Origin of the sequence: Vreelandella venusta (assembly GCF_007989605.1) — a bacterium.
GTDB lineage: Bacteria > Pseudomonadota > Gammaproteobacteria > Pseudomonadales > Halomonadaceae > Vreelandella > Vreelandella venusta.
In genome coordinates, this window is the sequence record NZ_BJUL01000008.1 from 72869 (window position 1) to 96717 (window position 23849).

Sequence of the window (23849 nt, forward strand, 5' to 3'; positions counted from 1 at the left end):
TGGATGATCTGGGTTTGTCGCCTGAAAATTAATCAGTGGTAGCAACAGTGTTGGCGTTTGCTTCAGCACCTTGCAGGTCCTGAAGACGTTGGTTAAGTGCCTCAAGCTGAGCATCTAATTCAGCTAGCTGCTGCTCACGATCAGCGTCTGATAGGCTCTCGTTGTTGGCCACATCAGCACGTTGCTTGAATAGCTCAAGCTGGCGAATCGGCAGCAGACCATCGTTGTTAGAGGCCTTAAAGTAGCTCCACTGCAGTGGCTCTAAAATTGCCTGTTCTTCGTCGCTATCGCCGTAATTGAAGAAGAATTCACGCAGTCCATCCTTGGTCTCTTCGGACAGGTTGGTGCGCCATACTAGCGGGTCAGATGGAATCAGCGGGGACGTCCAAACTACGCGAAGCTGCTCAGCTTTCTCAGGTGCGCTGATCTCCAGACGCTCCATGCTCTCGGTATTAAAGGTGGCAACATCAACTTGGCGATTGGCCACTGATAAAGCGTTGGTTTCGTGGCTGGAGTTCAGAGTGCGCTTAAAAGCAGTAGCAACATCGACGTCGTTTTGGGCAAACACATAGTAACCTGGCACCAAATACCCAGACGTCGAATTTGGATCGCCGTTACCAAACACGAGGTCACTGGAGTTCTCTAAGACGTCTTCGACGCTGTGCAGATCGCTGTCCTGATGCACAATCATCAAACTCCAGTATCCCGGTTGACCATTCGCAGGGATCGTCTGAGCGAAAACCTCGCCACCTGCACGATCCACGGCTTCTATGGCCGATTTGTTGCCGTACCAAGCTAAGTCGATCTGATCAAAACGCATCGCCTGAATCACTGCGGCATAGTCAGTGGCAAAGAAGGGCTCAACCTCCATGCCTAGCTCCTCCGACATATCATCAAGGAACGGTTGCCACATTGGCCGCTGGTTCTGGCTGGATTCAGTGGAAATAATGCCGAACTTAAGTGTATCGGCGGCCAACAGCTGAGTGCTTGCAGCAAAGCTAATCCCCGCAACCAGCGGTAGAAGTAGACGGCGATAAGAAGTAAACGTCATGAGTGTGTCTCCGGGATAATAGTGTGTTCGATTGCGAGTGATGTATCGGTGAAGAGCGGCCCGTTCTGCTGTTAGCTAGGCATTGGCGTTGCTACTGCGTGATGAGCAGAAATAGTTTGGCGGTTTTCAGGGGATGCTTGGTCGCTTGACAGCTCGCTTGTGCGTAGCTCATCAAGATCAGCATTTTCGTAAAGTGCCTGCAGGCGCGCGTCAGTGAGCTCACTAATAGGGCCATCGAAGTACAAACGGCCATCTTTAAGGGCGACGGCACGCTGACAATAGCGGCGAGCAACATCGACTTGATGCAGTGTGACGACCACGGTGCGGCCATCTTCGGCGTGAATACGACTGAGGATTTCCATAACCTCGCGAGCGCTGCGCGGGTCTAGTGAAGCAATTGGTTCATCAGCCAGAATTAATTCGGCGTCTTGCATCAGTACCCTGGCAATTGCCACGCGCTGCATTTGCCCACCAGAAAGGGTGTTAGCGCGCTGATCCATCAGTTCTTCAAGCCCCACCCGAGCCAAGCAAGCTCGTGCACGCTCACGTTCCTGATCGGTGAAACGGCCAAAGAGAGCGCGTAACTTGGACATACGACCCAGCCGCCCGACCAATACGTTGGTGAGTACGCTAAGGCGCCCTACTAGGTTGAATTGCTGAAAAATGTAGCCAGTTCGACAACGTTCAATGCGAGCTGCGCGGTGTAGACGACCGTTCATCTGTACGTCACGCCCCATAAGAGACACGTGACCGCCATTTTTTCGATTTCCGCAGGTTAGGCCAACGAGGTGGCGCAGCAGTGTGGACTTACCGGAGCCTGACGGGCCAATCAGCGCGACCATTTCACCAGGTGCGACGCAAAAGCTCACGTCATCAAGCACCTGACGATGCCCAAACGTCTTATTTAAGCCTTTAGCGTGAATAATAGAAGTAGACATGTTGCTCCCCCATTTGGAATAACAACATTCTGGTCGAGCCAGATGAACACCAGTTGTCTAGACAATGTCAGTTTGATGATATTTTTAACGATTCGTGACTAACTTTGCGTCATAATTAATATTTAAATTATATATTTATCAATGGCTTATGATTAATTGACATATTTTTGCCACTCTTATGTCACCGGGGTGTCATCTTGTTTTCGGTGCGCTAATGAGAAGGGGGGGGGCGTATGTGATATTTCAGATAGCAAAAATATTTGAAAGCGATTCTTTACCATTTGGAATGACAGCAAGCTATCCAGAGTGATTTTTGATGGCTCGTGGTCATCCCGCACGCTTGGGTGGGCGAGCACGAAATGAAGGTCGTTTTGATATGGCGCGTGAAACGGGGTTGAACCGCAATGCCATCACGTTGCTTTATAAAGAAACAGCCCGGCGTGTTGAGCTGGATGTAGCGGATAAGCTATGCAAATTATTCAGCTGTGGGGTAGGGGATTTGTTCAAGTTTGACGACGATCAGGGAAGATAGAAAAAGCACGAAGAGAGGGAGGAAAGGTGCTTGCAGGCCGTAGAGGAAAATGTCTAAGGAAGAGGAGAAAGCCAAAGTGTCACATATACGTCACAGGCAGTTAGTCAATAAACAAGCACAAAAAAGGCAGATCAGTAAATAATTGATTTGCCTTTAGAAATATTGGTAGCGGGGACCGGATTTGAACCGATGACCTTCGGGTTATGAGCCCGACGAGCTACCAGACTGCTCCACCCCGCATCAACGTGTGGCGTATTCTACGCATTTTTAGTGCGAAGTCAACCCCCTGCATAAAACGCTTATATTGTTAGGCACGACCTTCATCGTGCTGCAACATTGGAAGAGTAAAGCTATGCTTCCAATAGGGATAACAAAAGGCTTACTGTCAGTGTGTCGTCCAACTAACAATACGACGTGCTGTGAATGCTGAAGCGCTACGGCGCTTATTAAGAATGGCTTGTGACATCATCATAATGCTTAGCGTCCAAGCCGTTTGTCATATCAGGGAGGTAGTCAATGGCCAATCAAGCCCCCGTCGCCTGGGTAACTGGTGGAACTGGTGGAATCGGAACGTCAATTTGTCATTCATTGGCGGATGCAGGTTATTTGGTAGTCGCGGGATATCATAATCCTGAGAAAGCCAAAACCTGGCTGGAAACCCAGCAAGCCGCCGGTTATGACAACATCGCGTTATCGGGTGTTGACCTTTCCGACCACAATGCCTGCCTAGAAGGTGCTCGCGAAATCCAAGAAAAATACGGGCCTATCAGCGTGTTAGTTAACTGTGCTGGCATCACTCGCGATGGCACCATGAAGAAGATGTCCTATGAGCAGTGGTATCAAGTGATCGATACCAATCTTAATAGCGTTTTCAACACGTGCCGCAGCGTTATTGAAATGATGCTGGAGCAGGGCTACGGTCGCATCATCAATATTTCATCTATCAATGGCCGTAAAGGCCAGTTTGGGCAAGTAAACTATGCGGCTGCCAAAGCAGGTATGCATGGGTTGACCATGTCGCTGGCGCAGGAAACGGCAACCAAAGGGATTACGGTGAATACCGTGTCGCCTGGCTACATTGCCACCGATATGATCATGAAAATCCCCGAGCAGGTGCGTGAAGCCATTCGCGAAACCATTCCAGTGAAGCGTTACGGTACACCGGAGGAGATCGGTCGCTTGGTAACGTTCTTGGCGGATAAAGAGTCAGGCTTTATCACTGGCGCCAATATTGATATTAACGGCGGTCAGTTTATGGGCTAATCGCCCAGCGTGAGAAGTCGATTTATTTAATAACGGCAAAGCGTAAACGGGAGGCTATTCGCCTCCCGTTGCTATTGCTGGGGATAAAATACCTATATAGAGGCTAGGGATGCGGTACCCGCGCTAGGCGGCTAAAAAGATTATCAAACTCTGCTACTTCCTTGCGCCATAATTGGTTGGGCATAGGGCCAAGCGCCATGAGAGCCACTAATATGTCGATAATCTCATCTGGCCGGCTACGCTCGTTATTGATTCCTTCATTTAGCCGCTCTACTTGAATCGCCAATCGGAGAGGTTCATCACGCTGTTTGACGCTACCTAACGCTAGCAAAGACAAATGTACCCTCAGGCGAGCCAGCCCATCTTCTAGCTCAGCAAGTTTTTCGGCTGAGAGGGGAGTGGGAGTGGTGAGTCGCGCATGATTGCGTTGCTGGTGAGCCTCCGTAAAAATAGCAGGCAGCCCCTCTCTTAATACTTCTTTCGCATCAATTGCTTGTGGCTCTTCGCCTGCTAGCGCTAGTTGGTCTGCGGCGATATGCGCATTGACCAGCGGTAAGACGTTGTGCCACTGCTGCACTGTATGAAGAATTTCCAGGCGGCTTAAGCGCTCACGTTTAGCTCTTACAATGCCGCTAAGGCGTTTCTGCATGCCATCACTGCGTCGATTGCGCGGCAACGGCTCAAGCTGGCTAATGCTTTCAAGATAAGCGTCAAGGGTGGCAGATTCGTCGGCTTGCGTCGGCTGCCAGCTATCCATTTCGTCAATTAATGTTTGCAGCTGATCGAGCTTCTGTTGTTGGCGAGTTGCCTGCTCATGCTTATGGGCGTCACGCTGAGCAAAGAGCTGATCGCAGCTATGACGAAAAGCCTTCCATAGGGCTTGTTCTTCGCCTTTTGGCGCACGACCCAGCGCGCGCCACTGTTGCTGTAGCTGCTTGGCGCTGGTGATACGGGCGGCTAAGGGTAGCTCGGTGTCATTTTGTAAGTTTTGAGCTTGCTCGATTAGCATGCGTTTTTGGCTGGCGATCTGTTCTGCTCGCTGGTCAATAAGTGCCTGTAGGCGGTGGCGGATAGCGCCGAAGCGACGGCCAACGGCTTCTGATTGGTCGCGAGGAACCGGAGAGTAATGGCGCCACTGGTGGCGTGCCTTATCACGGATCTCGCGCAATACATCGGGGTCAGCATCCTCTGCTGGCTGATTAAGCAATGTTTCAAGCTGTTCGCAGAGTGCTTCACGGCCTTTCAGGTTGGCATCACGCTCTTGATTAAGCTGTTCTCGCCAGGGAGCTAAACGCTCGTGGACACGATCAGAAGCCGCGCGAAAGCGTGCTGACTGTTCGCGGTTAGCAGCGGCATCGCCGAGCGATTTCCACTCTTTTACCAGTTGGCGGTGATGACGATCTAAAGCAACGTCTGCCATGTGTTGGTCGTCAGCCAGTGCTTCTATGCTAGCGCAGAGTTGCTCACGTTTAGGGCCTGCCACGAAACCGCGCCAATCGCGTAGTTCTGCTAAGCGTGCGCCTAGCTGCTTTACGCGTGCTTTTAGTGGCTTCGCTTCTTCCCCTATCAGTTCATCGATGGAGGGCTTGAGGCGTTGATAGAGACGACTGGCACTTTTAAAGGCACCACGCTCTAGCAAGTGTTCGAAGTTATCGACGTCGGCGCTAAGTGCGTTAAGTGACGCGGTAGAGGTGGGTTTGGTAGAAACATCAGCATCTTTTAACGCTTGTGCATGTTTGAGTAGCTCTGGAGGCGTCATGTGCTTTGGCCAAGCGCACTGCTTAACGTACTTGGCAATGGCCGCGTTATCTTGGTTGGCAATGGCCGTTTCAAGGTCTGCACTGATGGCTTGCCAGCGCTGCCATGCTTCCATGCATACTTCATAGCGTTTCAATGCTTGGCTATAGCGTTGTTGAGCGCTCTCACCGGGGGGGTGTTGATCTGACAGGGATTGCCAACGCTGGCCGAGTAGTTGGCGTTGTGCCCGTAGGCTATCAATATCTTGGACGGTTAGCTGCTCTGCATGTGTCAGGCCCTCTAGCGTTTCCTCAAGGCCTTCAAGCAGTTGCTCACGAGTTCGTTCAATTTCTTCGCGATGAGCAATGCTCTGCTGACGTGCTTGTTCTTGCGTCTCATGATGATGCAGTGTTTTGCGACAGCTAAGCGCTGCTTGATGAAAACGCTGTTCTTGCGTCACGCTAGGTGGGTGGGAAAGGCTTTGCCACTCCCGTTCCAAATGACGGAAACGACCACCATACAGCGGCTCCCAGGGGGCCCTGGCGTGCTGTTCTAGTTGTGTGAGTAAATGCTCACGCTGGGCCTGCTGATCTGCTAGCCACTCAGCATCATTACGCAGTTGGGTGAGTTTTTCTCGTGCCAAACGAATGACCTGGCGATCACGACGCGCTTCTTTTAAAAGTTTTTTGAGGCTCTCTTCACTTTCAATTCGTTGAGCTGCTTGATGGCGAACTGCTGCCACGCCGTTATGGCAAGCTTGGTGAACAAGATCGCTTTCATCGGTTAATTGCTCTAACGCAGTGAGCCTCAGGTTAAGATTGTCTCCCTGAAGTGCAATGGCGTTGATCAACCGAGGCTCCGATAGCTCTGCCACGATAGCCTGCCGTTTTTGCAGGTCGGTATGTCCCTGTGAGCCACATAAGCGCTGGCAAGCCGCGTTAAACCAAGCTTCGTCTTGACGGTGCTCTGGAAGCGCATAGACAAGCCCCGCTAAGTCATCAAGAGCCAGTAGGGCAGCAAGCTGGATGTTGCTTTCGGTATCCTGTGCTAATTGCTTTAGCGCTTGTTGCTGTTCTGGTTGTTGAGGGTCAAGCTGGTCGAGTGCCTTAAGACGCACCTCGGGATCAGGGTGCTGCCACCGAGGAGCGAACAGGCGTCTTAACAGTCCGTGCATGGATCATCCTGCAGAGAGGTGCGTAGCGTGAAAAAAAATCAACTGCCGATGACTGATAGTTGCAGTCAACGGCGCTGTCGCTTAGCGTTGCTGTAGGCGCTGTGATGATTAATACTTCTTCACAACACCCAGCGCGAGATTGCGCTACCTTTATCTTACCTGAACATGACATGGAGTTCGGCCATGAGCCTCAACGCCAATAGTGCCGACATTGCCTTCACCTTTAAAGGTGGCATGCTGCCAATGACCGTCATGGAATTGAGCAGTGCTGACCCGGAACATATCCGAAGTCAGCTGGCTGGCAAGTTGTCGCAATCCCCCGCGTTCTTTCAGCATACACCGGTTGTGCTGAGCGTGGAAAAACTCGATGAACCTCACTTGGCGCTTGAGCGCATTTGCGCGGTATGTCGCGATCATAAATTGCTGCCGGTAGCCGTACGCGGCGGAGCTGAGCCGGTGCGTCAATCCGCCTGGGCTCTAGGACTGGGCTGGTTCGCCCCTGTTGAAGAAGGGCGGTCTAAGCTATTAGAGAGCGTTAGCGCTACTGCTGGCTCTGATGACGCTATAGAAGAGGTAGAATCTACCGACCAGGAAGAAGTGGTTGCAGTAGCAACACGTTTATTTCGCGGTACGGTGCGCTCTGGCCAGCAGGTAAGCGCATCAGAAGGTGATTTAGTGGTGATTGGGGCTGTCAATGCAGGCGCTGAGGTACTGGCGGCTGGTAGTATTCATGTCTACGGAGCGCTTCGTGGACGTGCCTTGGCGGGTATTCATGGCAATACCCAGGCGGGTATTTACTGTCGAGAATTAGAGGCAGAGCTTCTTTCTGTGGCAGGCAATTACAAACGGTTAGAAGACATTGATTCACAGTTGCTTGGCCGTGCTACCGAGGTGCATTTTGCTAAAGAGCAGCTGGAAATTAAGCCGCTGGGTTAATTCAAACGCATGAGCGTGTGTTGGTGCTTAATGCCTAGCGACGTTGCAAGCGCTATACGTTACAGTATGTCATGTTGTTGACATTGATGTTCCCGTTATGCGCAGTGCGACCCTTTAAACGCGCTCGCGATGAACGACTTCAAGAAGGAAGTAACTCTTGGCCAAAATTATTGTAGTGACCTCCGGCAAAGGGGGGGTTGGTAAGACCACCAGCGCTGCCGCTATTTCAACAGGACTTGCCCTGCGCGGTAAAAAAACAGTCGTCATTGATTTCGATGTTGGTCTACGTAACCTCGACCTGATCATGGGCTGCGAGCGCCGCGTTGTTTATGACTTGGTAAACGTTATCCAAGGTGAAGCAGGGCTTAATCAGGCGCTGATTCGCGATAAACGCGTTGAAAACTTATTTATTCTTCCAGCCTCTCAAACCCGCGATAAAGATGCGCTGACGCAGGATGGCGTAGAGCGAATACTTGAGCAGCTCAAACAGGACTTTGATTTTATCTTGTGTGACTCCCCCGCAGGCATCGAGAGGGGGGCGCAACTGGCTATGTACTTCGCGGATGAGGCGATTGTTGTCACGAATCCTGAAGTTTCCTCAGTGCGTGACTCTGACCGCATTTTGGGATTACTCGGCTCCAAGACGCGGCGCGCGGAACAAAGTTTAGATCCTGTTAAAGAGCATCTGCTGATTACGCGCTATAACCCCTCTCGGGTAACGTCTGGGGATATGCTGACCCTTGATGACATTCGTGAAATCTTGTCTATTGATCTGCTTGGCTTAATCCCAGAATCCGAAGCGGTATTGCGCGCATCGAACCAGGGGGTTCCCGTCACTCATGATGCGGCGAGCGATGCAGGCCAGGCGTATTCTGATACGGTATCGCGCCTATTAGGTGAAGATATGCCTCTGCGCTTTCATGAAGTACAGCGTAAGGGATTGTTGAATCGTATGTTCGGGGGTGGTCGGCGATGAAATTGCTGGAGTTCTTGAAGCGTGAGCGCAAGAAATCCGCCTCGGTGGCTAAGGAGCGTTTGCAAATTATCGTGGCGCATCAGCGCGGCCAGCGCGGTCAGCCAGATTATATGCCGCTGCTCGAGCGCGAGCTGTTGGAAGTCATTCGTCGTTATGTACAGGTCGATGATGATGCCATCCAAATTTCGCTGGATAGCGAAGACAATTGTTCGGTATTGGAGCTAAACGTTACGCTGCCGAAAGGTTGACGTTTCCATATGGAAGCAGCATAGCCAGTCGTTAAGCATGGCTATTCGCCAAGAGGGGCGGCGATAGGTGGTGCGGTTATGCTAGGCTTGGGCTTTTGTGCTCGCTTAGGCAAGTGGTTGGCTTGCGAGCGGGAAGCTACGCTCAAGGAGATTTCATCAATGGCGCCACCTAATGCTGCCCCTGCCAGTTTTCTCTGGCATGACTATGAGACATTTGGTGCTGATCCGCGTCGCGATCGGCCAGCTCAGTTTGCGGCATTACGCACTGACGCCGAGCTTAATGAAATCGGTGAGCCGATAGAGCTCTACTGCAAACCTGCTGATGACTACCTGCCTCATCCTGCTGCTTGTCTGATTACCGGTATTACACCGCAAAAGGCGCAGCGGAAAGGCTTGCCTGAAGGAGAGTTTGCCCGTCAAGTTCAAGGCTTTATGAGCGAGCCAGGCACCTGCGTGGTGGGCTATAACAGTCTTCGTTTTGATGATGAAATCTCCCGTCACTTGTTTTATCGCAACCTGCTTGACCCTTATTCCCGTGAATGGCAAAACGGCAATTCCCGTTGGGACTTGATTGATGTTGTGCGTGCGTTTTACGCCTTGCGCCCCGACGGCATTGAGTGGCCGCAGCGGGAAGATGGAGCGCCTAGCTTCAAACTTGAGCACTTAACCGCGGCCAACAATATTGCCCACGAAGGCGCTCATGATGCGGTAGCTGATGTCCGTGCCACCATTGCATTAGCGCGTTTGCTCAAAGCCCGGAACCCAAAATTATTCGACTATTTACTGGGCATGCGCGGCAAGCGTGCAGTGGCCAAGCAGTTAGACTTGCCCAGCGCTAAACCGCTTTTGCACATCTCTCGCCGTTATCCTGCCAGCCGTGGCTGTAGTGCATTAGTCATGCCACTGGCTGAGCATCCGACGAATCCTAATGGCGTTATTGTTTACGATTTAAGCGTTGATCCTAGTGATTTGCTGACCATGAGTGCCGAGCAAATCAGGGAGCGTGTGTTCGTTAGTCAGCAGGATCTTTCTGAGGGAGAGGTGCGTATACCGCTGAAAGTGATCCACATTAATCGCTGTCCAGTCATCTTTCCTGCGACGGTGTTAAAGGATGTCGACGGCCCCCACAAAGGTGAATACGGCGCGATCATTGAACGGTTAACGATTGATATTGATGCCTGTCGCGGCCATTGGAAAACGCTGCGCGAGGCCAGTGGCGTGGCGCAAAAAGTAGCTGAGGTATTTAACGCAGCCTACGAAGATGTGCCTCAAGACCCTGATTTAATGCTCTATTCCGGCAGCTTTTTCTCTGCGGCGGATCGCCAGCAAATGGAGCGAGCATTGGCAATGGATCCCTGGGATTTAGTCGGCCAGCGCTTTGCCTTTCAAGATCCTCGCCTCGAAGAAATGCTGTTTCGCTACCGTGCGCGTAGTTATCCAGACACGCTTGAGGGCGAAGAGCGGGAGCAGTGGGATGCGTTTCGTTGGATGCGCATTAATGATCCAGCCTTGGCGGGTTTTACGCTGAAAGCATTTGCGCGAGAAATAGAGCGTTACAACCAGCAGGTCCTGTCGGATCGCGAGCGCCAAGTGTTGGAGGAGTTGGTGATGTACGTTGAGTCAATGATGCCAGCTCAGGCGTTTGATGCCTGAGCTGGTGGGCCTAGCTAAATCAATACTTAGTTAAGCGAATTTGTGTCGTTAGTGAGCACTTAGTGTGCATCGCTAAACGGCACGCGCGCTTCCCGGTAGGAGGCGATATCACTGGGTGAGTCGCCAGGGTTGTAGCGAATATCTAACTGGTGCGACTGAAGTGTAGGCCACAGGGCCTGAAGTTCTTGTACGCTAACATCCAGCGCTAATGCGGCGAGTTGTTCACGGCGATCAAAGTGCACGTCCTCCAGTGCTGTGGCTTGCCAGTAGCGGTTTGCCATGCCCTGTAGGCTTGTGTCTCGCTGGGTTAAACGAGAATGAACGGCTTGACGATGCGCTGCTAACGCCTCCTCGGTTAATGTGTCCAGACGCTCGCCTGCTGACGCCATAAAAGCGTCCATGCGCTCGGCGATCATGCTGCTCTCAACATCCGGCGACTGAACCACTAAAGCAATCCCCGGCGCTTCTAGCAGCGGGGAGTAACCTGCATTAACAATATAGCCAAGCTGCTCCTCGGTACGTAGTTGCTGATAAAAGGGCGTATCCAGCCATTGAGCCAGTACGCTGAGGCGAGCCTGCTCTTCAGCTGACGTGTCGCGACCCTGTAAATAACGCAGCACAAGGGACTCTTCGCGGCTGCTGTGTGGGTGAAGCACCTCAGGTTGATTGCTCACCTGTAGCGCTTCAAACGCAGGGATATCCTCACGAGTGAGACGTGGCGATAACGCGCCGCGTATTATATTGGCCTGCTCTCGAGCCAGCTCTTTATCCAAATTGCCAACGGCCATGGCATCGATGTACAGCGCGTCTAAAAACCGTTTGCGGAAGTTTTCTAAGTGGTGGCGCTCTAACCGCTGGCTGGCATCAAGTAATTCAGTTGCTGACCATTGAGGGGTCAGTAGCGCTTCGCCTAGTGCGCGGCTTGCCTGCCCATAAAGCGATGCTTGGGGAGCGTTGCGCCACTCGCGCTGGAGCTGATAGCGCACACGTTCAAAAGCACTGGAAGAAATATCGGCGCGCTTAAGTTGTTCAATTGCCTGTTCTATCAGTGGCGTTTGTCCATCGCGCCAGCCTGAAAACGATAGCGTCATGCCACGCCCGTGAGCATAAGCGCTAAACGACTGACCAGCTAACCAGGCTGGGTATAACGACTCGTTAAGGCTGTCATTAAGCCAGCTCGCTAAGAGGCGTGTGAGCACCGCTTCTTCAGCTGAATAGCTGGCGCTGGGGTGCTGGAGACTTACACGCCACTCAACGCTTGGCGTATTGAAGCGGCTATCTTGCATGTGCCATGCGGTAAACGACGGTGCATCAATCAACACTTCAGGGCGCTCATCTTGCCCCGTCTTAAGAGTAAGGTCATTGGCGATAAAGGGGTTGGGTTCCGGTAACGCTAGGCCTCCTAGCGCCTGTCCTGGCTGAGTGGGTGGCTGCTCTTTCCACTGGGTGTTGAACCAAGGTGAAACGGTATCGCTTTCGACATCTGGCGCAGAGTAGAAACGCAGCATGTTGTCTGGAGTCAGTGCATCGAGATACAGCTGCTGACGCTCACTATCCATGCCATCCATCCGGTAAGGTGCATACTGCACATCATCCACCGGATAACGAGAAAGGCTCATGGCTAAGCGGGTGGCTTCCTGCTGTGGTGCGCCATGCTGCTGAAAACGGAACGCTTGTTCATTCAGCTTTTTTTGTTCCTCGTAGCGCCACTCGGCTAATCCTTCCTCGCGTATCTGCTCAATGGCAGCAAATAGTGTGGCCTCAATATCGTCCAGTCGCTGTGCCCCGGCTGGCGTTAAGCTAATCGAGATCGTAAAGAGCGCCTCATTGCCGTCACCTCGTCCCACGCCCGCCGAAAGTGCATCTGCAAGGCCCTCTTTGCGTAGTGCTGCCAGTAAGCTGCCGTCGCCTTCATCGCCCAGTAGGTGAGAAATTAGCTGAGTCGGCTTGGTACGGTATTCATCGGTAGGATCAGGAATCGGAAAATAGAAACGTAGTTGGCGGCGATCCTGTAGCGACTGACGCTCAATGTAGCGGGGCAGCGTGTCGGGATCGACCAGCGACGTTTCAATGGTGGGAACGCTGAGGTCATTATCGGGAAGGCTTGCAAAGCGTTCGACAACTAATGTCTCAAGAGTATCGAGTGACTGAGGGGCAACAATGGCCAAGTTCATGACGTTGGCATCGTAGTAGCGATGATAAAAATCAATCACTCGCTCGCGGAGAGTGGCTTCACCCTCGGCTGGGTTGGCGAGGGTGTCACGGCTGCCTACTGCAAAGCCCGTCGTGGGATTGCTAGGATTTAGTAGCTGATTCAATACATCGTTTTCACGGCGGGACTCATCACGAATGCGCGCCATGTACTCAGAGTGGACAATATTCCGCTCGCTTTCTAAATGGTCGGCGTTAAATAGCGGCGAAAGGAAAAACTCGCTAAAGCGATCCAGCGCGCCTGGGAGAGCCGAAGGCTCAACATCAAAAAAATAGTTAGTGTCTTGCTGGGCGGTAAACGCGTTGTGGGAGCCTGCGTTATCAGAAATATAGCGCTGATAGGCATCGGACTGAGGGTAGGGTTCGGTACCTAAAAACAGCATATGCTCTAAAAAGTGGGCCAGCCCCTGCAGGTCGTCAGGGTCTTGGGCGCTGCCTACGCGAACGTTCATTGAGGCGGCGGCTTTATCGGCCTCTGGGTCGCTAACAAGCAACGCTTGAAGGCCATTTTCCAGTGTCAGTATGCGGTAATCGCGATCGTCAAAGGAGCTGATGATCGGCGTGATGGCGTCCTTTACGGGGGTGCCTTGAGCGAAGGCGAAAAAAGGCGTGCACCAAGTGACGCCAATCACGACGCCGATGACGGCCTGCCGTACAGCATAACGGTTAGGCAGAGATTCATTAGATCGTAACATTATGGTTCCTATGGCACAGCCCAGCGCAGCATCGGCCCCACCGGGTGGGCGCAGGATGATGACTGATAGGCAGGATTATTAACATGTTTTGATACCGGAAAAGCGCCCAACAGTTCCAATGGCGCAGGCATTAATAGCGCATTGAGTGTTTCAAGGTCGGTTGTCGGATCCAGCCAGCGCATTAACGTTTCTGGAGAGATAACGACAGGTAATCGGTCCGTCAGTGAAGAAAGGCAGGCGTTGGCGGGTACGCTGATCAGCGCCGTCGAATCAGTAAATGCGCTGAGCGTTGTGTGGTAACGGCACCATAACGCGCCTAGCAGTAGTGGCCCTCGGTTAACGTGAGTCACTAAATAGGGTTGCTTGCTGTGCGCTTGTATTTTCCAGACATAAAAACCGCTGACCGGAATAACACAGCGGCGAGCGCCAAACGCCTCGCTAAACATGGCGCGTTGATTAAGCGTTTCTGCTCTAGCGCAATGGGGCGCGTGGTCGAGTACTTTCAACCACGGAGGCGTGAGCCCCCAAAATAATCGCTGGAGCCGCAAGCGTCCCTGCTCGAGCCGTATTGCCGATACAGGCTGGCGGGGCGCTAAGTTGGGCGACTCGATAAGTGGTTCAGTATCCGTCAGCGAGGGCACAAGGCGTGATAGCGTGAGGCGCTGCACGTGAAGGCGTCCCGTCATGCCTGTCTCCTTATGCGAAATTGGGGGAGTGTGAGGGTGCAAAATGGCGGGGTAACACATCAATCGGTCAAATGTCGTGTTTTAGTGTCGAAAACAGTGTTCGATGTAAGGTATCCTAGCGTATCCCTTGCTCACGCTAAAGCGCGATGAGGCATTCTTCCTGTTTGCCGTTGACCTTAAGAGATCGCCATGGCCCGTCCTAGACAGCATGCGCCCGATGCCCTCCATGCGCAGGTCATGCACGCTTGTGATGAGTGGTTGGCTAAGCAGCCAGTCCATGGTTTGTCACTGCGTGCCCTGGCCAGAGAGGTGGGCTGCGCGCCAAGTACGCTGCTTAAATTATATGGCAGCTTTAATAACTTATTGCAGCACGTCAACGTTGAAACGTTGGCACGTTTACAGCAAACCATTACTAGCCTGGCAGAAGATGATCCTGAGCCATGGCTACGCTCGCTAGCGCTTGCTTATTGGCGCTTTGCTGAGCAAGGCTGCTATCGCTGGCAACTGCTATTTGATTATCCACTGGCCCAAGAGGGCGAGCTGGATCAGCGCCAGAGTGATCTTATTGAAGCGCTGTTTACTCAGGTGGAAACGTCGTTGAAGCGGTATCAGCCAGCACTGGATGATCTTGAAGCGCGACGTCTTGGGCGCACCCTTTGGGGGAGCGTGCACGGCTTGGTGCAGCTTGGATTAAACGAGCGCTTAGGCTATTGGCAAGGTCAGCAGTTGAAGGTGGATGAGCTGCTGGAGCAGCTAATGAGTACGGTGTTAGCTGGCCTGCGTCACCGGGAGACGGCGACGTGACGTGGTGGTTGAGAATGGTTCGCTGCGCGCTGCGGCGCGTTATTTATGTCGTTATGCGTGTGTGTTATCGGTTCTCTGTACACGGCCAAGAAAACGTACCTAAGCGCGGTGCTGCCTTGGTAGTCTGTAATCACGTCAGTTTTATGGATGCGTTGGTGTTAGGCGGCGGTAGCCCCAGGCCACTGCGGTTTGTGATGGACCAGCCCATTTTTGAGTCCCGCTGGCTAAAGTGGTGGTTCCAGCTCGTGGGCGCAATTCCGATTGAGTCTGAGCGGCATAGCCCTGGCGCACTGCGTCGAACCCTGGATGAGGTGAGTCACGCGCTTCGTGAAGGTGATGTTGTTATGGTGTTTCCTGAGGGGCGTATCACCCCAGATGGTGAGATTCACGCCTTTAGACGTGGGCTCGAAACCATTCTTGCCCGCGATGATGTGCCCGTCATTCCGGCTGGTCTAGCAGGGTTATGGGGATCTTGGACATCGCACTACGGGGGCAAGGCACTTAAAAAATGGCCGTCACGTTTTCGTGCACCGGTCAGCTTGCACTTCGGACCGCCGGTATTGGTTCATGAGGTAGAGGGTATTGCGTTGCGCCGCTATTTAGAGGCTCGCGTGAGGGCGCTAAAGGCAGCGGGTGATAGCGAAATCACCCACCGCCAAATTGGTTAGACGGTCAGTCGCTACGTTCGGCGTGCAAGGCGCAGCTTTTGCCAGCAACGTGCTGAGGTGATCAGGTTGTCGCGGATTTCTAAAATTTCCATCCGCGTATTGCCAATCTGTAAGCAGGCAGGCCCTTCCGGAAACGCCTCTAGGTGCTCAAGGATTAAGCCATTCAGGGTCTTGGGGCCGTCAGTGGGCAGTTGCCAGCCAAGCATTTTGTTAATTTCACGAATATTGGCGGTGCCCTCAATGACATGGCTGCCATCGTCTTGCTGATGAATTTCATCGTCTTCTGAGACATCGGTGGTGAACTCCCCGACAATCTCTTCAAGAATATCTTCTAAGGTTACCAAGCCTTCCACGTCGCCGTACTCATCCACCACAATACCAATACGCCGCTTCTGCTTTTGGAAGTTCAGCAGCTGTGTATGTAGCGGTGTGGATTCGGGAATAAAGTACGGCTCCCGTGCTTCTTGAACAATTGCTGCTTTGGTGACTTCGCTACGCGATAAAAAGCGCGCTGCATTACGCAGATGCAGCATGCCAATAATATTGTTGATATCGCCTTTATACACCGGTAAACGGGTATGTTGGCTGGTGCGGATCTGGGTCAGAATATCTTCCAGTGTGTCGTCTAGGTCGATGCCAAGAACTTCGTGTCGGGGCACCATGATGTCGTTAACCGTGACATTCTCAAGATCAAGGATCGACAGCAGCATGGCGCGGTGTCGGTAGGGAATTAGCGTGCCTGCTTCGTGAACGACAGTGCGCAGTTCATCGCGAGTTAAGTTGTCTCCACCATTCTCAACACTTTTAACGCCCATTAAGCGTAGTAGGCCATTTGAGATGACGTTGACTAGCCATACCAGCGGGTAAAGCAGTTTGAGCAGGGGTTCCAGGCCTAGCGACGTAGGATAAGCGATTCGCTCAGGCTTGATGGCTGCGTAGGTTTTCGGTGTGACTTCGGCAAAAATAAGGATGGTAATCGTCAGTAACGCCGTTGAAATAGCGGGGCCTGAGACGTCACCAAAGAAGTGAATGGCAATAATGGTCGCAATCGAGGCGGCTAAGTTATTGACGAAGTTATTGCCAATTAAAATAACGCCAATTAGTCGATCGGGGCGCGTTAATAGCCGCATAACACGTTTTGCGCGGCGATCACCGCTGTTAGCTTGATGGCTTAGTCGATAGCGGTTTATCGACATCATGCCTGTCTCAGAGCTGGAGAAAAAGGCAGACAGCAATATCAAAATAGCTAGCAGGCCGAACAGTAACCCCAGGGGGAAGTCGTCGCTCAAGTCGAAAGTTCCTTTATGGCGTATTAGGCTCGATTTTTAGAAGTATGGAAGTGGCCTGTCAAGACCACTGTTATCAACGCCAAATTAAATCAGTGCTGATAATGCGGTGAGTATATATTTAGCGATTGAGCAAAACTTCCAGCACAAATTTGCTGCCAAAGTAAGCAAGCAGAAGCAGTATGCACCCACCCAGCGTCCAGCGCACAGCGCGCATGCCACGCCAGCCGAAACGATATCGACCCACTAACAGCGTGGTGAAAATAATCCACGCCCCCAGCGAAAGGACTGTTTTATGCACCAAGTGCTGGGCGAACATATTGTCGAGAAAAATCAGCCCGCTGATGATCGAAAGCGTCAGTAATACAACTCCCGACCATACCAGTTCAAACAGCACTCTTTCCATGGTGGTGAGCGGCGGTAGCGACTGCACGATGCCACGAATATGATGATGGCGCAGTGCTTGGTTCTGTAGGCCGACCAGCACCGCTTGAATCGCGGCAATGGCCAAGACGGCAAACGCCAGCGCAGAGCTGACGGCATGCAGTAAAATGCCGGGCGTTAAGCCGCCTTGGCTCCCCTGGCTCGGTAGCCAAGTGGCAAAAATAAGCGCGATACCCGCGAGAGGGAATAGCACAATGCCAGCGTTGAGCACCGGCTTAAACAGGCTGGCGACGAGCACGACATTTACGGCCACGGCCATCAGAAGCGTTGCGCTGGTAGTGAAACCGGGCAGTAGCCCTGGGGCTGAGCTAACAAGCTCCACAACTACTGGGATATGCAGTAGCAGCCCAAGCGCGCTAAGTAGGCGCACCATGCCCTGGCGTGGTGGTACGCGACGAAATAGAGCCATGCCCTGCCAAATAGCAGCGGCGACATAGAGTATAAAAGCGATCGTGGCGAAAGGGAGCGCCTGCATGATGCTATCCGTGCGCCTTGCAGCGCGTTGTTGAGTCCAGTGTGATTGAATCAGCGCTGCGAAAGTCAGCGGTGTTAAATCGTTCAAGCTAGAACAGTTCGCCTACTATAACCAATCATGGCGGCGTCGCACAGCCATCGATAACCAATGTTGACGACCATGGAGACTCGCGCGGCTAGCGCGTATAATCGTTCCTACATTCGTCCGGTGTAACCGCCCGGCGACAACGACGGAGGCAGAGGCCCCATGTTTCAGAATCTGAGTGAGCGTCTTTCCCAGACGTTGAAGTCGATCAAAGGCCAAGCGCGGCTAACTGACGACAATATTAAAGATACCCTGCGCGAGGTGCGTAAAGCACTGTTAGAGGCCGATGTCGCCTTGCCGGTGGTGAAGGCATTTATTGAGCGTGTTCGTGAACGTGCTGTTGGCCAGGAAGTCTCGAAGAGCCTCTCGCCAGGTCAGCAATTCGTTAAAATCGTCCAGCAAGAGCTGGAAGCGATTATGGGCGAGGCCAATGAAAGCCTATCCCTGAAAGGCTCACCTGCGGTCGTGTTGATGGCAGGCCTGCAAGGGGCAGGTAAAACCACCTCTGTTGCTAAATTGGCGCGTTACTTACGTGAACGCGAAAAGAAAAAAGTGTTGGTGGTCTCCGCCGACGTCTATCGTCCGGCGGCGATTGATCAGTTAGAAACACTGGCAAAAGAAGTTCAGGTTGACTTCTTTCCGTCTCGTTCCGATCAGAGCCCCGTGGATATTGCCACAGCGGCAATCAAGCACGCCAAAATTCAGTTCCATGATGTCGTATTAGTCGATACCGCCGGACGGCTGGCCATCGATGAGGCGATGATGGCCGAAATTCAGGCGCTGCATAAAGCCGTCTCACCGGAAGAAACGCTGTTTGTGGTCGATGCCATGACCGGCCAGGATGCGGTGAATACGGCGAAAGCATTTCATGATGCGCTGCCGCTGACCGGGGTGATTCTTACCAAGGCCGACGGCGATGCCCGGGGTGGTGCAGCACTTTCGGTACGCCATGTCACGGGTAAGCCCATTAAGTTCATGGGGGTTGGTGAGAAAGTAGACGCCCTAGAGCCTTTCCATCCAGACCGTGTAGCATCGCGAATTCTGGGTATGGGCGACATGCTGTCGCTGATCGAAGAAGCCGAACGTACGGTAGATAAAGATAAAGCCGCCAAGCTGGCCAGTAAGGTCAAGAAGGGTGACGGTTTTGATCTGGAAGATTTTCGTGATCAGCTACAGCAGCTCAAAAAAATGGGCGGCATGGGAGGGCTGCTTGGCAAATTGCCTGGCATGGGGCAAATGGCTGAAATGGCACAAGGCCCTGGTCCGGAAAAAGAGCTTGGCAAGCTCGAAGCATTGATTAACTCAATGACTCCCAAAGAGCGCCGCAAGCCCGATATTATCAATGGATCACGCAAACGTCGCATCGCCGCGGGTGCTGGTCTGCAAGTGCCTGACCTGAATCGTCTGCTAAAACAGCATAAGCAGATGCAAAAAATGATGAAAAAAGCCGGCAAAAAAGGCGGAATGCAAAAAATGATGCGCGGCATGTCGGGCATGATGGGCGGTGGCGGGCCAGGAGGCCCCGGCGGCGCGGGTGGCATGGGCGGTATGGGTGGCCCCGGCGGTCTTCCCTGGCGTTAAGCTATTGTTAGCAACCTTGTAACGTGCTTGGTAAGGTTGACGGCTTAAGAGTTTTCTGGCTGTCAGGCTTTCCAAGTAGAGCGCATTTGCGTAGAATGCGGCCTCTTCATGCGTGGGTGTTGGCAAAAATGCGCGAGCATCGTCTGACCACCTGCCAGTGAAGAACTTGATGGTACGCAGCAAATCACTGATTTTAGTCTGCAGTGCCGAGAAAATAGTATGACGAGTGCTCTGTTAGCGATTTGCGCTATTGGACACTCTCGTAACCTCAACCGAAGGATAGTTATCGTATGGTTACCATTCGTTTGGCACGTGGTGGCGCCAAAAAGCGTCCCTTTTATCACCTGACTGTTACTGATTCACGCAACGCCCGTGATGGTCGTTTCATCGAGCGTATCGGCTTCTTCAACCCGGTTGCCCGTGGTCAGGAAGAGCGTCTGCGCGTTGATCTTGAGCGTGTTACTCACTGGCAGAGCCAAGGCGCCCAGTTGTCTGGTCGTGTTGCTGAGCTGGTTAAAGAAGCGCGTAAACAGGCTTAAGCCGGTTAATGCGTGACTGTCAGTAAATGATAGTCGGTGATGTTGTCGTTGTAATTTGTTGGAGCGGTCGTCGATGACGCGTTTTGAAACTAGCCATACAGACGACGCACATGTGGTGCTTGGTAAGCTAACTAGCCCTCACGGGATTAAAGGTTGGCTTAAGGTGTACTCCTATACCAACCCCATAGACAGCATCATGGAATACCCAGAATGGTGGGTGCGCCAAGGGGAATCCCTCACGCGTATGACCGTGATTCAGGGACGTCGGCAAGGCAAAGGTCTTGTAGTGCAGCTAAAAGGTGTTGATGACCGAACGGCAGCCGAAGCGCTGGCGCAAGCGGACATCTTGATGCCGAAAGAAGCACTGCCTACGCTTTCCGATGATGAGTATTACTGGCATGAGCTTGAAGGCTTAACTGTCTTCACTCAGTCAGGCGAGCGGCTAGGGCAGGTCAGTTACCTGTTTGAAACCGGCGCGAACGATGTCATGGTGGTGCGCGGTGATAACGACGCAATTGATAAACGCGAGCGGCTGTTACCTTTCTTACCCGATGATGTAATTGTTGAAATCAGCCTCGAAGATGGCCGTATGGTCGTGAATTGGGATCCTGAGTTTTGAAAACAGGTTTGAGTAAGCAGTTGTCGAGCGAGCTCACCGTAACTGACTCAACGGTTACTGCAGCAAACGGTGAAGAAAGCAATTTAACAGATGCTCCCGCGATGTGGATTGGCGTGGTATCGCTGTTTCCTGAAATGTTCGATGCGATTACCCAACAGGGTGTGGTCGGTCGAGCGGTAGAGAAACAGCGAATTGCCCTGGAGTTTTGGAATCCGCGCGACTACGCCACCGACCGCCACCGCAGCGTGGACGATCGCCCATATGGCGGCGGCCCCGGCATGCTAATGAAGGTAGACACCCTGCGGGCTGCTATCTTTGATGCTCGGCAACGAGCTGAGCAAGCGACGGGACAATCGCCGACAGTGATCTATCTCTCGCCCCAAGGGCGTAAGCTGGATCAGCAGGGGGTTCAAGCACTCGCCTCAGCAGGCCCTCTTGTGGTGGTTGCTGGGCGCTATGAAGGTATTGATGAGCGCGTGGTGGAAAGTGACATTGATGAAGAGTGGTCAATTGGTGACTATGTGCTGAGCGGTGGTGAGTTGCCAGCAATGGTGCTAATTGACGCGGCGGCACGGCTGGTACCCGGTGTATTGGGTCACCAGGATTCCGCTATCGAAGACTCGTTCAATGATGGCTTGTTAGACTGTCCGCACTATACCCGTCCTGAAATGATCGACGGGCGACAAGTGCCCGATGTGCTGTTAAGCGGTAATCATGCGGCCATCAAGCGTTGGCGGTTAAAACAGTCGTTAGGCCGTACATGGCAGCGCCGTCCTGATTTATTGGCAGGGCGTACGCTTGATGCCGAGCAGCAGCGGCTGCTAGACGAGTTTATCGAGGAACACGCTCTGTCAACTAAGTGATTGTTTTTCAATTGCATAGAACAGAGCGGCGGTGCAGGGCGAAGAGAGCAATAGTCTATAAGGCCGTTAGCCTACGCACCTGCGTCACCCATAACGACTCCCGTGTAGCTCGCTTCGAGCGCCGGGATCACGGTTTGCCCCTTCCACAACTGCGTGGCAAACCATTACGTTATTTAGGAGTATGAAAATGAGCAGCAAGAACAAGGTGATCCAGGCGATCGAAGCCGAGCAAATGAGCAAAGAGATTCCGGCCTTTGCACCGGGCGACACTATTGTCGTTCAGGTCAAAGTAAAGGAAGGTTCTCGTGAGCGTCTGCAGGCGTTTGAAGGTGTGGTCATCGGTAAGCGTAACCGTGGCCTGAACTCCGCTTTCACCGTACGTAAAATTTCTCACGGTGTTGGTGTTGAGCGTACTTTCCAGACCTACAGCCCGTTGGTTGACTCTATTGAAGTCAAGCGTCGTGGTGACGTTCGTCAAGCCAAACTGTACTACCTGCGCGAGCGCAGCGGCAAGTCGGCGCGTATCAAGGAAAAGCTGGCTTAATCGCCACTTTTTCACGGGCGCACGCTGTTTTTGACATGCGTAGTTTTTGACATGCGTCGCGCTCGGATACCAAGACCCCGTCACCGCTTTGCGGGGCGGGGTTTTTGTTTGTGTGGTACCACCGTCAAGAGACCGTTAGCCTATGAGCGTGATAGATGCCTATCTAGATGCCTTATGGTTAGAGCAAGGGGCAAGCGACCATACGTTAGCGGCCTATCGGCATGATTTAACTGCTTGGCAACAGCAGCTCGAAAGTGCGGGGGAAACACTGTTAACTCCCTCGCCAGAGCGTTTTAGCGAGTGGTTAGAATTACGTCGAGAACAAGGCTATCAACTACGCAGTAATGCACGGCTGTTATCGTCGCTGCGTAGTTTTTACCGTTGGGCACGGCTCTATGGGCATATCACCAGCGACCCACTGGCCAATGTGTCGCTGCCACGGGTGCGCCCCAGCTTGCCGAATACCCTGGAAGAGGAAGAGGTTGAGCGCCTGTTGCTCGCCCCGGATATCGGCACTTCGCTTGGTGTTCGCGACCGCACCATGCTGGAGCTGCTGTATGCTTGTGGGCTGCGCGTGTCGGAGCTGGTTGGCTTGACTGGCGATGCGGTTAATCTTCGCCAAGGAGTTGTCCGTGTCAGAGGCAAGGGCGATAAAGATCGGCTGGTGCCGATGGGGGAAGAAGCCGCCGAGTGGGTAGCGCGTTATATGAAGACCGCTCGGCCTGCGTTGATGCAAGACCCTACACGGCCCGCGCTGTTTCCAGGACGGGCAGATAAAGCCATGACCCGGCAAACGTTTTGGCACCGTATAAAAGCCCACGCGATCACTGCAGGTATTACTCGGCCCTTGTCGCCTCACACGTTACGCCACGCATTTGCGACCCATTTATTGAATCATGGTGCTAATTTGCGGGTCGTACAGCTGTTGTTAGGCCATAGCGACCTATCTACAACGCAAATTTACACGCATGTTGCCCAAGCGCGCCTAGAGCAGCTGCATGCAGAACACCATCCGCGAGGTTGAAGATACAATGCGTCAACGTATGTCTTTAGTTGCTAAATCCTATGTTTCTTGGCTGGCGTTGGCAGGGTGCTTACTGCCCGCTGTTGCCAGTGCTGATGCCGTATCCGAACATCTGATGGAGAATTTACAAGTTAATGGCCAGTCAATGCCCGTGGCGCAGGTCAGCGCAACGCCAATGGACGGGGTGTACCACGTCGTCCTAGAAAGTGGGGAGTCTTTCTACTCCAATACTGATGGCAGTCACTTTTTGGTAGGGGACCTCTATCAAAACGCGGATAATGGTTTGGTTAACTTAACCGAGCAGGCACGCAACCAGGAAAGGGCGGCTGCGCTGGCTGCCGTGCCAGCGAGCGAGCGAGTCGTGTTTCAAGGTGTGGGTGAGCCGAAAGCCACGGTCATTGTGTTTACGGACCCTACCTGCCCATACTGCGAGCGCCTACATGAAACGGTGCCTGAGCTTAACGAGCGCGGCATTGCAGTGCACTATATGGCCTTTCCGCGTGCAGGTATGGGCAGTGGTGCTGCGACAACGCTTGAACAAGTATGGTGTTCGGATAATCGTAGCGAGGCCATGACTCAGGCTAAGCAAGGCCAAACGCTGGCGGCATCGGCAAGCTGCGATAACCCCGTTGCCGATCAGTACGAATTAGGTAAAGCTGTGGGCGTGCAAGGTACGCCTGCGATTGTATTGCCCGACGGGAAAATGGTGCCAGGGTTTGTACCCCCCGACCGGCTCGTTAGCATGTTAGGCTTGGAAGACGAATAACGTCACGTGTAGTGACGAACGATAGCGCTGAGACACTGATTTAAGAGGCGGC

22 protein-coding genes and 1 tRNA gene are annotated in these 23849 nt (G+C 52.8%); 15 read left to right on the plus strand and 8 right to left on the minus strand.

Annotated features, from left to right (window positions below):
• Positions 1-28 precede the first annotated feature (28 nt).
• Both phnD and phnC read right to left on the minus strand, forming a co-directional pair.
• The gene (gene phnD, locus HVE01_RS10845) at positions 29-1051 is read right to left on the minus strand and encodes a phosphonate ABC transporter substrate-binding protein (protein ID WP_146944089.1); all 1023 of its coding nucleotides are present in this window, start codon (positions 1049-1051) and stop codon (positions 29-31) included.
• A 71-nt stretch (positions 1052-1122) separates the two neighbouring features.
• On the minus strand, positions 1123-1989 hold the full coding sequence (gene phnC / locus HVE01_RS10850) for a phosphonate ABC transporter ATP-binding protein (protein WP_146944091.1): 867 nt from the start codon (positions 1987-1989) through the stop codon (positions 1123-1125).
• A 316-nt stretch (positions 1990-2305) separates the two neighbouring features.
• Between phnC and HVE01_RS10855 the strand changes: the two genes are divergently transcribed.
• The gene (locus HVE01_RS10855) at positions 2306-2521 is read left to right on the plus strand and encodes a helix-turn-helix domain-containing protein (RefSeq protein WP_146944093.1); all 216 of its coding nucleotides are present in this window, start codon (positions 2306-2308) and stop codon (positions 2519-2521) included.
• 163 nt (positions 2522-2684) lie between these two features.
• Here HVE01_RS10855 and HVE01_RS10860 read toward each other — a convergent pair.
• Positions 2685-2761, minus strand: a tRNA-Met gene (locus HVE01_RS10860).
• 276 nt (positions 2762-3037) lie between these two features.
• Here HVE01_RS10860 and phbB point away from each other — a divergent pair.
• The gene (gene phbB / locus HVE01_RS10865) at positions 3038-3784 is read left to right on the plus strand and encodes an acetoacetyl-CoA reductase (RefSeq protein WP_038480937.1); all 747 of its coding nucleotides are present in this window, start codon (positions 3038-3040) and stop codon (positions 3782-3784) included.
• A gap of 103 nt (positions 3785-3887) precedes the next feature.
• On the opposite strand, the gene HVE01_RS10870 is transcribed toward phbB, so the two are convergent.
• Entirely contained in the window at positions 3888-6695 is a 2808-nt protein-coding gene (locus HVE01_RS10870; protein ID WP_146944095.1) for a DUF349 domain-containing protein, read from the minus strand.
• 183 nt (positions 6696-6878) lie between these two features.
• On the opposite strand from HVE01_RS10870, the gene minC reads away from it, so the two are divergent.
• From minC to sbcB, 4 genes are all read left to right on the plus strand, one after another.
• Positions 6879-7631, plus strand: a complete 753-nt coding sequence (gene minC, locus HVE01_RS10875) for a septum site-determining protein MinC (protein ID WP_125745334.1) — start codon at positions 6879-6881, stop codon at positions 7629-7631.
• A gap of 157 nt (positions 7632-7788) precedes the next feature.
• Positions 7789-8607, plus strand: a complete 819-nt coding sequence (gene minD, locus HVE01_RS10880; protein ID WP_089039274.1) for a septum site-determining protein MinD — start codon at positions 7789-7791, stop codon at positions 8605-8607.
• On the plus strand, positions 8604-8855 hold the full coding sequence (gene minE / locus HVE01_RS10885; protein WP_038480946.1) for a cell division topological specificity factor MinE: 252 nt from the start codon (positions 8604-8606) through the stop codon (positions 8853-8855). The genes minD and minE overlap by 4 nt, the downstream gene beginning before the upstream one ends.
• Before the next feature lie 159 nt (positions 8856-9014).
• The gene (gene sbcB / locus HVE01_RS10890; protein ID WP_146944097.1) at positions 9015-10508 is read left to right on the plus strand and encodes an exodeoxyribonuclease I; all 1494 of its coding nucleotides are present in this window, start codon (positions 9015-9017) and stop codon (positions 10506-10508) included.
• A 59-nt stretch (positions 10509-10567) separates the two neighbouring features.
• On the opposite strand, the gene HVE01_RS10895 is transcribed toward sbcB, so the two are convergent.
• Entirely contained in the window at positions 10568-13414 is a 2847-nt protein-coding gene (locus HVE01_RS10895; RefSeq protein ID WP_146944098.1) for an insulinase family protein, read from the minus strand.
• A gap of 8 nt (positions 13415-13422) precedes the next feature.
• Positions 13423-14100: an SOS response-associated peptidase gene (locus HVE01_RS10900; protein WP_146944100.1), complete on the minus strand. Its 678-nt coding sequence runs from the start codon at positions 14098-14100 to the stop codon at positions 13423-13425.
• Positions 14101-14289: 189 nt separating this feature from the next.
• On the opposite strand from HVE01_RS10900, the gene HVE01_RS10905 reads away from it, so the two are divergent.
• Positions 14290-14904 carry a TetR/AcrR family transcriptional regulator gene (locus HVE01_RS10905; RefSeq protein WP_125745342.1) on the plus strand — a complete coding sequence of 205 codons (615 nt, stop codon included), beginning with the start codon at positions 14290-14292 and terminating at the stop codon, positions 14902-14904.
• A gap of 14 nt (positions 14905-14918) precedes the next feature.
• A complete protein-coding gene (locus HVE01_RS10910; RefSeq protein ID WP_213017603.1) occupies positions 14919-15572 on the plus strand; it encodes a 1-acyl-sn-glycerol-3-phosphate acyltransferase in 654 nt (217 codons plus the stop codon).
• Positions 15573-15583: 11 nt separating this feature from the next.
• Here HVE01_RS10910 and HVE01_RS10915 read toward each other — a convergent pair whose 3' ends face one another.
• On the minus strand, positions 15584-16861 hold the full coding sequence (locus tag HVE01_RS10915) for an HlyC/CorC family transporter (RefSeq protein WP_125745346.1): 1278 nt from the start codon (positions 16859-16861) through the stop codon (positions 15584-15586).
• Between the two features lie 118 nt (positions 16862-16979).
• Positions 16980-17777 (minus strand): cytochrome C assembly family protein, encoded by a 798-nt coding sequence (locus HVE01_RS10920; RefSeq protein WP_146944102.1) that lies wholly within the window; start codon positions 17775-17777, stop codon positions 16980-16982.
• 246 nt (positions 17778-18023) lie between these two features.
• Here HVE01_RS10920 and ffh point away from each other — a divergent pair, with 246 nt between their 5' ends.
• The 7 genes from ffh (at position 18024) to HVE01_RS10955 (ending at position 23797) form a co-directional block, all read left to right on the plus strand.
• On the plus strand, positions 18024-19442 hold the full coding sequence (gene ffh, locus HVE01_RS10925; RefSeq protein WP_146944104.1) for a signal recognition particle protein: 1419 nt from the start codon (positions 18024-18026) through the stop codon (positions 19440-19442).
• 290 nt (positions 19443-19732) lie between these two features.
• The gene (gene rpsP, locus HVE01_RS10930) at positions 19733-19981 is read left to right on the plus strand and encodes a 30S ribosomal protein S16 (RefSeq protein ID WP_009724081.1); all 249 of its coding nucleotides are present in this window, start codon (positions 19733-19735) and stop codon (positions 19979-19981) included.
• 73 nt (positions 19982-20054) lie between these two features.
• Complete coding sequence (gene rimM, locus HVE01_RS10935) at positions 20055-20600, plus strand: ribosome maturation factor RimM (RefSeq protein ID WP_125745351.1); 546 nt, start codon at positions 20055-20057, stop codon at positions 20598-20600.
• Between the two features lie 101 nt (positions 20601-20701).
• On the plus strand, positions 20702-21463 hold the full coding sequence (gene trmD, locus HVE01_RS10940; RefSeq protein WP_125753412.1) for a tRNA (guanosine(37)-N1)-methyltransferase TrmD: 762 nt from the start codon (positions 20702-20704) through the stop codon (positions 21461-21463).
• A 187-nt stretch (positions 21464-21650) separates the two neighbouring features.
• Positions 21651-22007: a 50S ribosomal protein L19 gene (gene rplS / locus HVE01_RS10945; protein WP_125745353.1), complete on the plus strand. Its 357-nt coding sequence runs from the start codon at positions 21651-21653 to the stop codon at positions 22005-22007.
• A gap of 142 nt (positions 22008-22149) precedes the next feature.
• Entirely contained in the window at positions 22150-23031 is an 882-nt protein-coding gene (gene xerD / locus HVE01_RS10950) for a site-specific tyrosine recombinase XerD (protein ID WP_125745355.1), read from the plus strand.
• Positions 23006-23797 (plus strand): DsbC family protein, encoded by a 792-nt coding sequence (locus HVE01_RS10955; RefSeq protein WP_146944106.1) that lies wholly within the window; start codon positions 23006-23008, stop codon positions 23795-23797. Before xerD ends, HVE01_RS10955 begins: the two co-directional genes overlap by 26 nt.
• Positions 23798-23849 lie beyond the last annotated feature (52 nt).